The sequence below is a fragment of the Noviherbaspirillum malthae genome, assembly GCF_015352985.1.
Lineage (GTDB): Bacteria > Pseudomonadota > Gammaproteobacteria > Burkholderiales > Burkholderiaceae_D > Noviherbaspirillum > Noviherbaspirillum malthae.
Genome location: NZ_JACYXF010000043.1, coordinates 37,619 through 51,266, shown reverse-complemented (window position 1 = coordinate 51,266; position 13,648 = coordinate 37,619). Strand labels below are relative to the sequence as shown.

Sequence of the window (13,648 nt, the reverse complement as noted above, 5' to 3'; positions counted from 1 at the left end):
GCAAGGACGCCGCGCTGATCGTGGACGACACGGCGCTGCCCAAGCAGGGCAAGCACTCGGTCGGCGTCAAGCGTCAGCACTGCGGCGTGCTGGGCAAGCAGGCTAACTGCCAAGTGCTCGTCTCGCTTACCTTGGCGCGCAAGGAGGTGCCAGTGCCGATCGCCCTGCGGCTGTACCTGCCTGAGGATTGGGCACAGGACGAAGCACGTCGTGCAGCAGCCAAGGTGCCCGAGTCAATCACGTTCGAAACCAAGGGAGATATCGCGCTGGCGCAGATCGATGCCGCGCTGACGGACGGCGTGCGCTTTGGCATGGTGCTGGCCGACGCGGGCTATGGCAGTTCGGCAGGCTTTCGTGCCGGGCTTACGCAGCGAGGTCTACGATGGGCAGTAGCTGTGCAGCCGACACAAAAGGTCTATCCAGCAGATGTGACGCTGAATATGCCGGCGAATCCTCCGCTGGGACGCCCCGCCAAGTATGCAAAACCCTCTGTACCGAGCGTGTCGGTTGTGCAGATGATTGAAATGTTGGGTCCCAAGGCCCTGCGGCGCTGTTCGTGGCGCTGTGGCACTAAGGGCATGCTCAGTGCGCACTTCGCTGCGGTGCGGGTGTGCGTTGCAGACGGTGTGCTGGCTTCACATTGGCAGCATCTTCCTGGCCAAGTCGCATGGCTGGTGTGCGAAGCGCGTTGCAGCGGCGAGCGCAAATATTACTTCACCAACCACCCGCCTGACACGCCGCGTAGGACGCTGGTACGTGCGATTAAGGCCCGCTGGGCATGCGAGCAGGCGCATCAGCAACTCAAGGATGAACTTGGCCTGGACCATTACGAAGGCAGATCCTGGCTCGGGCTGCACCATCATGCGTTACTGACGATGATTGCGTTTGGCTTTCTGCAGCACCGACGCCTGGCCAGTGCCTTACAAACGGGGGAAAACCGGCAACCAATGCACCGGGTCCGCCACCCCAGCCATCATTGCCGGCGGTACGCCGCGCCCTTATCGCCGCGCTTCGCCCCGTAATTTGCATCCAGTGTCCCCAATGCAGCGCCACCATACACTTACATCGGCGTGAGTAACATGGCAGAGTAGTGCTATTTAATGCATTCATCCACGTTGCAAAGCCGCCCTCGTCGGGCAATCGGTGCAACACGTTGGCATACAGGCGGGTAACAAACTGATCGTGCAAAACATTTGCACCGTACAGCAATTTGAGTTCATCGGAATCGGTAAATCCCGAAGAGACTTGTTCCAAACTATTGCCCGCATTTACGTAATCGATCCAGCTTTGAAGGCCATGAGCGTCAGGTACTCTATCAAACGCCGCCTGATATATACGCAAGCGTATCGGTCAAGCGCAGAAACAAGGCACGCGGGATTTTTATTATATCGGCTGATTTGTCCGACATGGATAAAGTCTACGCGTACCATAAATAGCGACGCACCAAGGCGATCGTATCGGAGAAGGTTGCGACCTGCTTGTCATACCAGGCCGCCGTTCGGATAGCGACCAAGCCTTGTTCGAACAAGGGCTTGGCCAGCAATGTCACCACCGAGTACAGGGCCAGTATCGCCGGGGTAGTACGGGAAATCGCCGGAGCCGACCACTGTCGCTGCGTTTCCATGCCCAGGTGTGCACGCGTTTCTTCAAACGTTACCTCGACCTGCCAGCGCCGCACGAACCAGCCGAGAATTTGGGCCGGCATCATTTCCTGGTCGGTGCACAGCAATGCCTGTGGCGGGTAATTGGAAGCTTCGTCAGACGCTTACACATCAACGGACCGGTTGCTTTGTGAACATCTCGCGCACGCACGGAAAAGCCGGCCGAAAAAAAGCGCGGTCGCCCGCGCTGAAGTACCTTGATGATCAATCAATGGGATGACGGCGTCAGAACAAATGACGCACGCCGACGTTGAACGCGCGGTCGCCCGTGCCCTGGCTAGAGCCGTTGCCGACGGTGTAGAAGCGCACCGAGCCAACTGGCGCGTCGTTCTTGATACGCGCGACCGACGCATACAGATCGGTGCGCTTGGAGAGGCGATGCGAGATACCGAGTGCCAGCTGACGCGCGTCGCCATCAGCGGCACTGCGGTCATCCTTGTGAGTATAGGACACGAGCAGACTGTTGGCCCCGAACGGTACGGTGGCGCCGATGATCAGGTCACGGGTATCCGTATCGGCGATCGGGCGGCCGTTGATGATCACGAGGCCCTTGTTCGCTTGCATACCCAGATGTGCCTTGGCGACCTTGAAGTCGTAGGTGCCGCCGATCATCGCGCTGCGGCCGTCGTCGGTGCCGTCGGCGTTGTTGTTACGGTGGTAGCCGAACCGGACATCCACAGGTCCGCTCTTGTAGCCCAGCATTGCACCCATGTTGCGGTTGGCGCTGCTGTCGCCCGGGGTTTCGCCGAAGCCGTACGCCACCTCTGCGACCAGGGGGCCGGTTCCGACTGCGGCAACCTTGACGGTGTTGTTCATGCGAATGCCGCCTTCAGCAAGCATGTTGTTGCCGGACCCGGCCATGCTCGCACCGCCGAAGGGGTCAATTGCATTGACGGTGTTGAACAAGGGGGTGTACTGACGGCCGAGCATCACGTTGCCGACACCATTTTGCTGCAGACCGACCCATGCCTGACGGCCGAAGAGCGCGCCCTGTCCCGAGACGCCGGTGTCGATGTTGAATCCCATTTCGAGTACGAAGGTGGCTGCCAGGCCGCCACCAAGGTCTTCCACACCGCGGAAGCCGAGACGCGACCCGGCGGCAATGCCGCTGCCCAGCAGCGTAACGCTGTCGGTTGCGCCGCCGCGTTCATGCACGATGCCAGCGTCCACCAGGCCGTAAATCGACACGTTGGTCTGCGCGATCGCGCTGCCGGCCAGTGTACTGGCTCCCAATAGCAAAAGTAGTGCCTTTTTCACCGCATCTCCTTGAATTGTCTGCTCCTGTTATGGTCGCCCTTATTCAACGCTAGGCGACCTCTGTTCGGCAATGCGCGCACTGCCGTGCGCGGATCGCGGCACGCGATCCTTCGCTGCGTAAAGTTTCTACTGAAGCCATGCATCCAACAAGCCACGGAGTGGAATAGCAGTTATTCCGTTGCAGAACAGGTCCTGCGATGCGTGCGAACAGCGCACCGTACGCTGCCGGAGATCGGACGTGTCAGAAGATGGCGACGGTACCGGGCCGCCATCACAGTTCGTACCTGATCGTCGATCTCGGCCGCAATGCGCGCATGGGGGTGCGCTATTGCGCTTCGATATTGGCGCGCTTTAGTACCTTGCTCCAGCGTTGTTTCTCCGCCTGGATGTAGCTAGTCGCCTCGTCCACGCTGCCCGTCTGCGGATAGGTCGCGAAGTCCTTGAGGCGTGCCGCGATCTCGGGCAGTGCAAGCACCTGGTTCACGTCGGCATTGATCTTTCCCGTCACCGCCTTCGGCATGCCGGCCGGCCCCATCATTGCAAACCACCCGTGCATCACCATGCCCGCTGCGGATGACTTTGCCAGCGTCGTGCCCTCCAGTCCATCCGGCACCTTATCGGAGAACACCGTCAGCAGCCGCACGCGGTTACTGCGGATCATGGGCATCAGGGGCGCCAGTCCGTCTATGTAATACCGGATGTCGCCGGCGAGGACGCCCTTGAGGCCGTTGGCTGCACTGCCCATGTTGGCGAGGAATATCTTCGCACCCGCCTCTTGGCCGAGTAGCTCCGCCGACAGGTGTGCCATCGTGGCATGCCCGGGATGGCCCATTGCGAGCTTGTCGGGATTCTGACGCGACGCTTCGATCAGTTCCGCGAGGTCCTTCTCCCTGGATTGGACGGAGGCGACGATCGCCATGGGCGTATAACCGATCACCGCTATTGGAGTGAAATCCTTTTCGACGTCGTACTTTGCCGCGCGGTAGACATAGGGCGTGACTACAGCGGCCGATGTGTGGGTGAGCGTGAGCGTGTGGCCGTCGGGTGCAGCCGACGCAGTGGCCCGCATCGCGATCAGCCCCCCCGCGCCGGGGCGATTTTCGATCACCACCGGATGTCCCCAGATGGGCGACAGCTTGTTGGCCAGGAGACGCGCCACGATGTCCCCAGACGAGCCAGGCGCAGTGGGCACGATCAGTTTGACGGTCTCGGTCGGCCATGCGCGCGCCGGCTTGCCGCTCTGGGCGGATGTAAGGTCCGGTGCCGCGGTGGCGGCCAGCATAACGGCCCCCGCAGCCAGCCAGGACCGTTTCAGGCCTGTGAGTCTTTGTATGGAATGTGCCAGCATGGTGGTGTCTCCTCCGTTGATGATGCGTTAGTGTTGACCTGTTGACCTGCCGTCGGGCTCCGCCCGTATCGAGGGCGTCCCGGCCTAACCCGGCACGGCGTTCTGTCCTGCTGTCTCGCTCGCGGGTGCAGTCATCCGTGTCAATCCCGGACCAGGAGCACGATCTTTCCCACGTGGGTGCCGCTTTCCATTAGCCGATGCGCAGCGGCAGCCTCCTCGAGAGGAAAGCAGGCATGGACGACCTGCTTGATCGCTCCTGCTTCCAGAAGCGGCCAGACATGGCGGCGGAGGCTGACGGCAATTGCCGCCTTGACCGGGGCGGCGCGCGCACGCAGCATCGAGCCGGAGACCGTCAGCCGGCGGCGCATGAGTTGCGCGAGATCGATGCTGCCGGCCGGGCCGCCCAGCATCGAGATCAGCACGACGCGGCCATCATCGGCCAAGCAGTCGACATCACGTTGGAGATAGTCGCCGCCGACCATGTCGAGGATCACGTCCACGCCGCTCCCGCCGGTGCCCTCTCTCACCGCCTGCCCGAAATCCTGGGTGCGGTAATTGATTCCGCGCACCGCGCCGAGTGCTTCGCATGCGCGACATTTCTCGTCGCTGCTGGCCGTCGCCCACACGCGGCTGCCGAGCGCCGTGGCGATCTGTATGGCGGCCACGCCAATACCCGATGCGCCGCCATGTACGAGCAGCGTCTCTCCGCGCTTCAGGTGCGCGCGGTCGTAGACGTTGCTCCATACCGTAAAGAAGGTCTCGGGAAGGGACGCGGCCTCGGCCATCGACAGGCCTTCCGGAACCGGCAGGCACTGACCCAGCGGCACGGTGCAGTATTCGGCGTAGCCGCCTCCCGGCAGCAGCGCGCAGACGGCGTCTCCCGGCGCGAACCGGCTACCGGCGAGGTCGCCGGCGACTATGGTGCCCGCCACTTCCAGCCCGGGGATGTCGGTCACGCCCGGAGGGGGCATATGCTTGCCCATGCGTTGCGAGAGGTCCGGCCGGTTGATGCCCGCCGCATGCACCCTGATCAGCACCTCGCCCCGTGCGCACGTGGGCACCGGCCGTACGCATGGCCGGAGCACGTCGGGAGGACCGGATGCTGTGATCTCGATCGCTTTCATCGCGTCCGCACAAGGCAGGTCCTGCGCTGCGGTCACAGCCCACCCCGCGCATCCAGCAGGGCGCCTGTCACGTAGGATGCGGCCGGGGAAGCCAGCCACAGAACGGTTTGCGCCATCTCTTCAGCGGTACCCATCCTCCCCATTGGAATCGCCGCCACCATCTGCGCCAGCAGTTGCGGCGGGCGGTCGCGCTGGATCTCGGTATCGATCAGGCCCGGGCGTACCGCATTGACGCGGATGCCTTCCCGCGCGACTTCCCTGGCCAGCCCGACGGTCATCGTGTCCATCGCACCCTTGCTGGCCGCGTAGTGGACCCAGGTATGCGCCGAGCCGAGCACTGACGCGGCCGACGACACGTTGACGATCACGCCGCCGGCGCCACCGCGTGCGGTCGACATGCGCCGCACCGCTTCTCGCGCGGCAATGAACGCGCCGGTGACGTTGACCCGCCAGACCTCGGCCAGCGTCTCGGCGCGCACCTCGTCCACCCGCGCGGTGCCGCCGGTGACGCCGGCATTGTTGACCAGCACCGCGATCGAGCCCAGCGCATCGATTTGCGCAAACGCGTCCGTCATCGCCGCCTCGTCGCCGACATCCGCGCAGATTGCCCATGCCTGCCCGCCGGCAGCCTCGATGTCCCGCACTAGCTTCGTGGCCTCGTCGGCCCGGCTGCGGTAAGTGATCACGACCGGATAGTGGCGGGCGGCCTGGCGCGCAATCTGCGCGCCAATCCCGCGGCTGCCGCCGGTCACCACGAACAGATTTTGCATTGTCCAACTCCTTCTCTGCGCCGTCCGGTCAGACGCTCAGATGCGTCGAGAGCACCGCGTCATTACCGCGCAGCGAGTCGCTGGTGCCGGTGAAGCAGACCTCGCCCTTGGATAGTACGTAGTGCATGTCGCCCAGGTCCAGCGCCGCCTTCAGGTTTTGCTCAATCAACAGGATCGCCAGTCCCTCGTTCTTCATCTTACGCAGGATCTCGACAATCTCATCGACGATCAGCGGCGCGAGACCCTCGGACGGCTCGTCCAGGATGATGACCGACGGATTGAGCAACAGTGCGCGCGCAATCGACACCATCTGCTGCTCGCCGCCGGAGAGCTGGAAGCCGCGGTTGTTGCGGCGCTCCTTCAGGCGCGGGAACAGTTCATAGATCCGTTCCAGCGTCCAGCGGCCGTCGCGGCCCGGACGCGCCGCGACCGTCAGGTTTTCCTCGACCGATAGGCTAGGGAACACGCCGCGCTCCTGCGGCACGAAGCCCAGGCCCATGCGCGAGATCCGGTGCGACGGCAGTCCATTGATCGGTTTCCCGTCGTAGACGACCGTGCCCTGGCGCGGCTTCAGGTAGCCCATGATGGACAGTACGGTTGTGGTCTTACCGGCCCCGTTGCGGCCGAGGATCGAGGTGACCTCGCCCGGCTTGACCTGCAGCGAAACGCCGCGCAACACGTGGCTGTCGCCATAGTAGCTGTGTATGTTGTCGACTTCGAGCATTTAGTGTTTTCCCCCAAGATAGACCTCGCGTACGCGCGGATGGCCCTGAATTTCGGCCGGCGAACCGGAGGCCAGCACCTCGCCGTAGTACAGCACCGTGATCCGGTCGGCCAGCGAGAACACCACCTTCATGTCGTGCTCGATCATCAACACGCCGAGATGCTTCGGCAAGCCGCGCACAAGATCGATCATGCGGTCGGTCTCGGCCGGCGACATGCCCGACGTCGGCTCATCCAGCAGCAGCAGTGTCGGCTCCGCCGCCAGCGCAATTGCCACCTCCAGCTGGCGTTGCTCGCCGTAGGACAGCGCCGACACTGCACGGTCGTAACTGCCGGCCAGTTGCACCTGCTCGAGGATCTGGTCGGCACGCTCCCACTGTTTGCGCCGCGATGCGACACTTCGGATCGCCTCGTACCAGCCACCCTGCTTGGCCTGCACCGCCAGCCGCACGTTCTCGCGCACCGACAGCGACAGGAACAGGTTGTTCTTTTGGAAAGTGCGGCCCACGCCCATCTGGCAGATCGCCTCGGGCGCCGCGCCGGTAATATCCGCCCCGTTAAACAGCACCCGACCCGAGGTCGGGCGCAACTGGCCGGTCAACTGGTGCACGAGGCTGGTCTTGCCGGCCCCGTTCGGCCCGATGATCACGTGCTTCTGCCCGACCTCGACCGCGAGGTCGACGTCCTTGGTCACGACCAGGCTGCCAAACGCCTTGTGCAGCTTTTCCGTCTGGAGTAGTGCCGTCATTTCACTTCTCCTGCCGCGCCATTGGCTTGCGGCGCCGGTGCCGCCCCGCCGAGTGCCCTCGCTGCGGCGAACTTGCCCGCCACGAATCCCCATACGCCCTGGCGCAGGAACATCACGCACAGGATGAAGATCACGCCGACCCATAGTGACCAGTACTCGTTGTAGGAACTGATGAAGTTCTTCAGCAGCAGGAAGATCGCTGCCCCAACCGCCGGCCCGATCACCGTGCCGCCGCCACCCAGCACCACCATGATCAGCGCATCGCCGGACAGGTGCCAGTGCAGGATGTCGGTGGACACGTAGGCATTGAACAGTGCGTACAGTGCGCCGCCCACGCCGGCGAGGCCCCCGGCGATCGTGAAGGCGATCAGCTTGAAGCGCTGCACCGGGTAGCCGACCGCGCGCATGCGCTGCTCGTTGTCGCGAATGCCGATGAAGATCGATCCCAGCGGCGAACGCACCAGCGCCCACAGGAACGCCAGCACTAGCACGAAGCCGATCACGACCACTGCATAGCGTGCGGTCGCCGAAGCGCCCAGCGACACGCCGAACAGTTCTGGCGGAGTGAAGCCGATCAGGCCGTCTGTGCCGCCGGTGACGCTGCGCCATTTCAAGGCCGCGGCAAACAGCAGCTGCGAGAACGCCATCGTCAGCATCAGGAACGGGATCCCGGAAACCCTAATGCAGAACACGCCAACAATCGCTGCCAGTAGGGTCGAGGCCGCAATGCCGGCCAGAGCCCCCCACCAGCCTGACAGGCCAAGGTGCACGCCGAGCGCGATGACCGTATAGGTCGCCATCCCGAAGAACGCGGAATGCCCGAACGACATCAGTCCGGTGTAACCGACCAGCAGGTTTAGGCTCATCGCGAAGATTGCGAAGATCAGTATCTCGGAGACGATCCCGAGCACGTAGTCTGAGGCCAGCGGTACGATCGCCAGCACCACGCACAGCAGGACGAACAGGACCGGTTTATTAGAGAGTTTCATGGTTACCCTTTCGTCAACCCAAACAATCCCTGCGGACGCGCCAGCAGCACCACTACCATCAACAGGTACACCAGGAACAGCGCGTAGTCCGGGAAGTACGCCTTGCCGAACGTGTCGATCAGCCCTACCAGCAGGCCCGCGACCAGCGCCCCACGCAGGCTGCCCATGCCACCGACCACAACCACGATGAACGCCGGGATCAGGATCTCGATATCCATCCCTAGGTAGATGCCCATGATCGGGCTGGCTACGATACCGCCGATCGCCGCCAACGCCGCGCCCAGCGCAAAGATGCAGCCAAACAGCAGCGGCACGTTAATGCCGATGCCAGACGCGGTTGCCGCATCATCGACGCCGGCGCGCACCATCGCCCCTACCCGGCTACGCTCGAGGAACCACCACAGGCCCGCGGCGACCGCACCGCCGAAGAAGACCAGGAACAGCCGATACTTAGGCAGGATCGCGCCGGCCACCTGAAGGCTGCCGTCGAGAATTTCAGGCGGTGCAACGTTGCGGATATCGGCGCCCCACAGGTACTTGGCCAGGTCGCCGAACACGAAAATGAAACCGAAAGTCAGGAGCACTTGGTCGAGGTGTCCGCGGTTGTACAACGGTCGGATGAAAATGCGCTCCATCAGGATAGCGCAGGCAACCGCCGGTACCCAGCCGATGGCCAACGCTAGCCAAAAATTGCCGAACATCTGGACCAGGGTAAAGGCGGTGAACGCGCCGATCATGAAAAACGAGCCGTGGGCGATATTGACCACGTTCATGAGCCCGAAGATCAGCGACAGACCCGCTGACATCATGAACAGCAGAACGCCCAGCGCCAGGCTGTTGAGTAATTGGGAAAAGATGAAATCCATAACGACTTTCTATGCGCGTGAGATCGCCCGGCACAGTGTCCGCCGTGCCGGGTCAAGCCTGGAGCGTCAGATTGGCTGCTTGTCCGGCTCCGCCACTTCCTTGATCGAATGCAACACCTTGTTCGTGATGCGGCCGTTGACCTCCGCGACTTCGCGAATATAGATGTTGTGGATCGGGCTCTGAGTGACCGGGTTGAAGCTGAACGGGCCGCGCGGGGCCTCGAACTTCACGCGGCGCATAGCCTCGCGCAGCTTGGCCTTGTCGCTGGCGTTGCCGTCAACCGCTTCCAGTGCAGCATGAATGACCCGTGCGGCGACGTAACCGTACTCGGTGTACACGCTCGGGAACTCCTTGTGCTTGGCCTGGTATTCGGCAACAAACTGCTTGTTGGCTGGGTTGTCCAGCGTGTCCGCATAGTGCAGGGAGTTAATCGCGCCCAGCGCGGCACGGCCCTGTGCGGGTAGCGTGTCGGAGTCGAGCATGAAGCCCGAGCCGGTCAGGCGGCACTTGCCTTTCAGGCCATACTCGTCGTATTGCTTGATGAAGCGCACAGCGTCGGTGCCGGCATAGAAGCTGAAAGTGGCCGGCGCGTTGCTGTTGCGGATGTCGGCCAAATAGGGGCTGAAGTCACTGTTACCGAGCGGCGGGTAAATTTCCTTGATAATCTTGCCGCCTTTCTTCGTAAAACCGGCCTTGAACTCGGCCAGCGAGCCACGGCCGCCGGCGAAGTCTGAGGCGGTCAGCAGCACTTCCTTCGCGATATTGTCGTAAAACCATTCACCCATCGCGGAGTGGGTGGTGTAGGTGGTGGTCGAACAGCGGAAGAAGTACGGCAGACGGGTGTAAGACAGGTTCGAAATACCGGCGCCCGAGCACAGCATGAACGCGCCGCTCTGGCGCAGGTATTGCACCGCTGCCATTGCGACGTTGCTGCCTTGGATGCCGGTGATCAGGTCGCACTTGTCCGATTCGACCAGTTTCTTGAGCTTTTGCAGGCCCACCTGCGGGTTGAGCTCATCGTCCTCGCGCACGATCTCAATCTTGCGACCGGCGATGGTGTTGCCGATCTGGTCGAAATACATCTGCATGCCGTTCAGGTTGCCATTGCCGAGCGCCGCGTACACCTTCGAATAGGTGTTGAGGGCGCCGATCTTCAACGGCGCCTTCGACTGCGCCAGCACCCCCGGCGCGATGCCGCCAAACAGTGCACCGGCACCGACCGCGCCAGCGCCCTTGATGAAGTTGCGGCGCGATAGGCCGGTGCCGGTGGTTTTACTTTGCTTGTCCATTGTCTCTTCCTGTTGGATAAAGTAATGCGTGGCGGTGAGCCGCCCCTGTTTCTACGTGCCCTTGCGGGTGCTCAGTACAACTTCACAATCTGTTTGCCGAGGTTCTTTCCCTCCATGAGTCCGATACAGGCCGCCGGAGCCGACGTGATGCCCTCGCTGACGGTTTCCAGCACCTTCAGTCGCCCGGCACGCACCAGGGCCGCAAGCTCCACGCGGGCCTGGGGCCACAGCGGGCGGTGGTCGTACACGATAAAACCCTGCGCGCGCAGGCGCGACAGCAGCAGAAAGCCGTGGTTGGAAAGGGTCATCGGTTGCTGTCCGTAGCGGGCGATCATCCCGCACAGCGCGATGCGGCCGAACGGCTTCATTAGCGGCAGCACCGCGTCCAGGGTCATGCCATTGACGTTGTCGAAAAAGGCATCGACGCCATTGGGCGCGAGGTGGGCGATAGCCCCTTGTAGCGCTGCGGCATCGGGCGCGCCCCGGTAGTCCACACAAGCGGCTACGCCGAACTCGCGGATTACTGTGTCACACTTCAGACGGCCGCCGGCAATCCCGATCACCCGGCAGCCCCGCTCCCGGGCCAGCTGCACCGCGACGCTGCCCACAGCGCCGGCCGCGCCGCTGACCACCACGGTTTCACCCGGCCGCGGCTCGCAGATCTGGTGCATCCCGTACCAGGCGGTAATCCCGGTCATGCCGACCGCGCCCAGGTAGGTTGACAGGCCGATATCGGCGTCGTTGATCTTGTCCAGGTTGCCGCCGTCGGAAACCGCGAGCTCCTGCCAGCCCAGCGGACCCACCACGGTGTCGCCTACCACCAAGCGCGGATGGCGCGTGGCGACGATCTTGCCGACCGTCTCCCCGATCATCGCCTCGCCCAACGGGTGCGGGGTTGCATACGATCGGGCGTCGAACATCCGGCCCAGCATGTAAGGATCGATCGACAGGTACCGGTTGCGCACCAGAACCTGCCCGTCCGCAATGGAGGGCGTCTCCACCGTTTCAACGCGGAAATGCTCGACCGACGGGCGCGACAAGGGGCGGGATGCCAGCACCACCCGCTGGAAACTCTCGGGTACCACGGGAGCATGGCGCAAGACCTCGCTCATATGTCCATCATCTCTCGGTAGTGCTTGTAGAAGGCGCGGATCAGCACCTCGGTCACCATGTGGTCCTGCTTGTCCACTTCCCGTCCGCCCATCTCGACCACCGCGCAGCGGTGCCCGTAGTGGTGCGCACCCAGTTGCGACTCCGACAGCACTTCGCCATCCTCCATCGCGACGAAACCCGCGGGGCCGTACAGGTTCGCGTGGCGAACGCGCAGCCGCGTCATCTCCTCGTCATCGTCCTCGTAGCCGAAGAAGGTCCAGGCCAGCTCAAACGAGCCGGCCCCCTTCGGGATCACGTGGCGCATGCCAAAGGTGTTGGCCTGCTGGTGGATCACGCAGCTCGGGAAATGGGTGATCGCGACCACCTTGCCGTCCTCGAATTCCGGGCGTGGAGTCACCGTATCGAGGTCGTGCAGGTCCAGCGCTTCCTTGAAGCGCGCGATTTCCGCGGCCGCCTCCGACTTCTTCTTGCCGACGTTGCGGGAAACCATGATGCTGTGTCCGGACTCGGCCGGGATCGACTCGCTCTGGGTATCGGCGCGCCACAGGCCGAAGGTGATCAGGAACGAATGCAGCAGCGTCGCGTGGTACGGATCCTTCAGGTTCTCGAAATACAGCTTCCAGTTGCCCGGGATCCGCTGGCGGTTGTAGCCCAGCAGCTTGAGCTTCTTGCCGGGGAACTGGCGGCGCAGGTTCGTGATCACCTCCTCGCCGCAGTACTCGGCGAACGGCAGCGGGTCCGGCGAGAAGCTTGCCCAGATCGAACCGCCCTCGACATGCACTGACAGCGCCTTCAACCCGTGCTTGCTGTTGTCGAAGTCGGACGGCATGCCGCCCTTTTTCAGCACGCCGCGCTTCAACGGCACGCCCTGCAGCGAGCCGTCCAGGCCGAAGTTCCACTGGTGGTACGGGCAGGTAAAAGATTCTTCCTTGCCCTTGTTTTTCCAGCACACGCGCGCGCCGCGGTGCGCGCAGCGGTTTTCCCAGACGTGGATCTGGTCATCCTCGCCACGCACCACCACTACCTGGCGCTCGCCGATCCAGCTGCGCTTGAACGAGCCCTTTTCCGGGATCTCGCATTCCAGCGCCACGTAGTTCCAAGTGCGCCCGTAGAAGAAGGTGTCCAGCTCGCGCTGGTAGATATCAGGGTCGGTATAGACCCAGAACGGCACGCGGGTCCAGCCTTCCTGCGGCCACTCACGCTTGGCGGCGCGGAGCGCAGCCAAGGATACTGTCTGTTCCATATTGTCTCCTGTGTTAGACCGGCACGATTAGCGAACGGTGGACGTGGTGGTTGTCGTAGACCGCCAGCCGCTGCCTGAACTTGAGCCGCTCGCCATCGCGCACCAGCACGTCGAGGTACTGGCCAACCAAAAACAGCGTCGGGTCGGCGTCCGACATCGCTTCAGTCAGCATGAAGTTCGCGCGCACGTGGACTGCGCCGTCATCGATCGCGGTGATCCGGATCCCGCTGATGAAATGGCGCCAGGTCCGGGGCACGTAGACCTGGGTTTCGCGCAGCGCGATCACCCGGTCACGCACCATGCCGATGCCGTCGCAGTAGATCGCCGCCTGCGGCAGGTTCTCCGAGTAGTTCTCGCGCGACACGACCTGGTAGACGCAATCGTCGATGAAGTAGTCGGGAAAGCGCTCGACCTCGTCCTGGTCGAGCAGGTCTGCCACCTCATCGTACAGCCGACGGATTTCCTGCTCCAACGCGGCGGTCTCGACGCTGGGCGCCACCGGCGCGACGATCGGTT

General features: G+C 63.0%; 14 protein-coding genes and 1 pseudogene. 1 reads left to right on the top strand and 14 read right to left on the bottom strand.

Annotated features, from left to right (window positions below):
- The coding region (locus IGW03_RS27375; protein WP_228536127.1) for an IS701 family transposase at positions 1-1,022 on the top strand (1,022 nt) is incomplete at its 5' end.
- A gap of 76 nt (positions 1,023-1,098) precedes the next feature.
- Here IGW03_RS27375 and IGW03_RS39085 read toward each other — a convergent pair.
- From IGW03_RS39085 to IGW03_RS27305, 14 genes and pseudogenes are all read right to left on the bottom strand, one after another.
- Positions 1,099-1,341, bottom strand: a pseudogene (locus IGW03_RS39085) (DUF4214 domain-containing protein); the annotation flags it as partial.
- Positions 1,342-1,417: 76 nt separating this feature from the next.
- Positions 1,418-1,708: a hypothetical protein gene (locus IGW03_RS27365; protein WP_194725691.1), complete on the bottom strand. Its 291-nt coding sequence runs from the start codon at positions 1,706-1,708 to the stop codon at positions 1,418-1,420.
- A gap of 178 nt (positions 1,709-1,886) precedes the next feature.
- On the bottom strand, positions 1,887-2,918 hold the full coding sequence (locus IGW03_RS27360) for a porin (protein ID WP_194725690.1): 1,032 nt from the start codon (positions 2,916-2,918) through the stop codon (positions 1,887-1,889).
- A gap of 325 nt (positions 2,919-3,243) precedes the next feature.
- Positions 3,244-4,266, bottom strand: a complete 1,023-nt coding sequence (locus IGW03_RS27355) for a Bug family tripartite tricarboxylate transporter substrate binding protein (protein ID WP_194725689.1) — start codon at positions 4,264-4,266, stop codon at positions 3,244-3,246.
- Between the two features lie 140 nt (positions 4,267-4,406).
- Complete coding sequence (locus tag IGW03_RS27350; RefSeq protein ID WP_194725688.1) at positions 4,407-5,390, bottom strand: NAD(P)H-quinone oxidoreductase; 984 nt, start codon at positions 5,388-5,390, stop codon at positions 4,407-4,409.
- Positions 5,391-5,422: 32 nt separating this feature from the next.
- On the bottom strand, positions 5,423-6,160 hold the full coding sequence (locus tag IGW03_RS27345; protein WP_194725687.1) for an SDR family oxidoreductase: 738 nt from the start codon (positions 6,158-6,160) through the stop codon (positions 5,423-5,425).
- Between the two features lie 28 nt (positions 6,161-6,188).
- A complete protein-coding gene (locus IGW03_RS27340) occupies positions 6,189-6,884 on the bottom strand; it encodes an ABC transporter ATP-binding protein (protein WP_194725686.1) in 696 nt (231 codons plus the stop codon).
- A complete protein-coding gene (locus IGW03_RS27335; protein WP_194725685.1) occupies positions 6,885-7,631 on the bottom strand; it encodes an ABC transporter ATP-binding protein in 747 nt (248 codons plus the stop codon).
- A complete protein-coding gene (locus IGW03_RS27330) occupies positions 7,628-8,620 on the bottom strand; it encodes a branched-chain amino acid ABC transporter permease (RefSeq protein ID WP_194725684.1) in 993 nt (330 codons plus the stop codon). The genes IGW03_RS27335 and IGW03_RS27330 overlap by 4 nt, the downstream gene beginning before the upstream one ends.
- Positions 8,621-8,622: 2 nt before the next feature.
- On the bottom strand, positions 8,623-9,486 hold the full coding sequence (locus IGW03_RS27325; RefSeq protein WP_194725683.1) for a branched-chain amino acid ABC transporter permease: 864 nt from the start codon (positions 9,484-9,486) through the stop codon (positions 8,623-8,625).
- Positions 9,487-9,552: 66 nt separating this feature from the next.
- Positions 9,553-10,776: an ABC transporter substrate-binding protein gene (locus tag IGW03_RS27320; protein WP_194725682.1), complete on the bottom strand. Its 1,224-nt coding sequence runs from the start codon at positions 10,774-10,776 to the stop codon at positions 9,553-9,555.
- A 71-nt stretch (positions 10,777-10,847) separates the two neighbouring features.
- On the bottom strand, positions 10,848-11,888 hold the full coding sequence (locus tag IGW03_RS27315; RefSeq protein ID WP_194725681.1) for an NADP-dependent oxidoreductase: 1,041 nt from the start codon (positions 11,886-11,888) through the stop codon (positions 10,848-10,850).
- Positions 11,885-13,132 carry an aromatic ring-hydroxylating dioxygenase subunit alpha gene (locus tag IGW03_RS27310; protein WP_194725680.1) on the bottom strand — a complete coding sequence of 416 codons (1,248 nt, stop codon included), beginning with the start codon at positions 13,130-13,132 and terminating at the stop codon, positions 11,885-11,887. Before IGW03_RS27310 ends, IGW03_RS27315 begins: the two co-directional genes overlap by 4 nt.
- Before the next feature lie 13 nt (positions 13,133-13,145).
- The gene (locus tag IGW03_RS27305) at positions 13,146-13,643 is read right to left on the bottom strand and encodes an aromatic-ring-hydroxylating dioxygenase subunit beta (RefSeq protein WP_404822499.1); all 498 of its coding nucleotides are present in this window, start codon (positions 13,641-13,643) and stop codon (positions 13,146-13,148) included.
- Positions 13,644-13,648 lie beyond the last annotated feature (5 nt).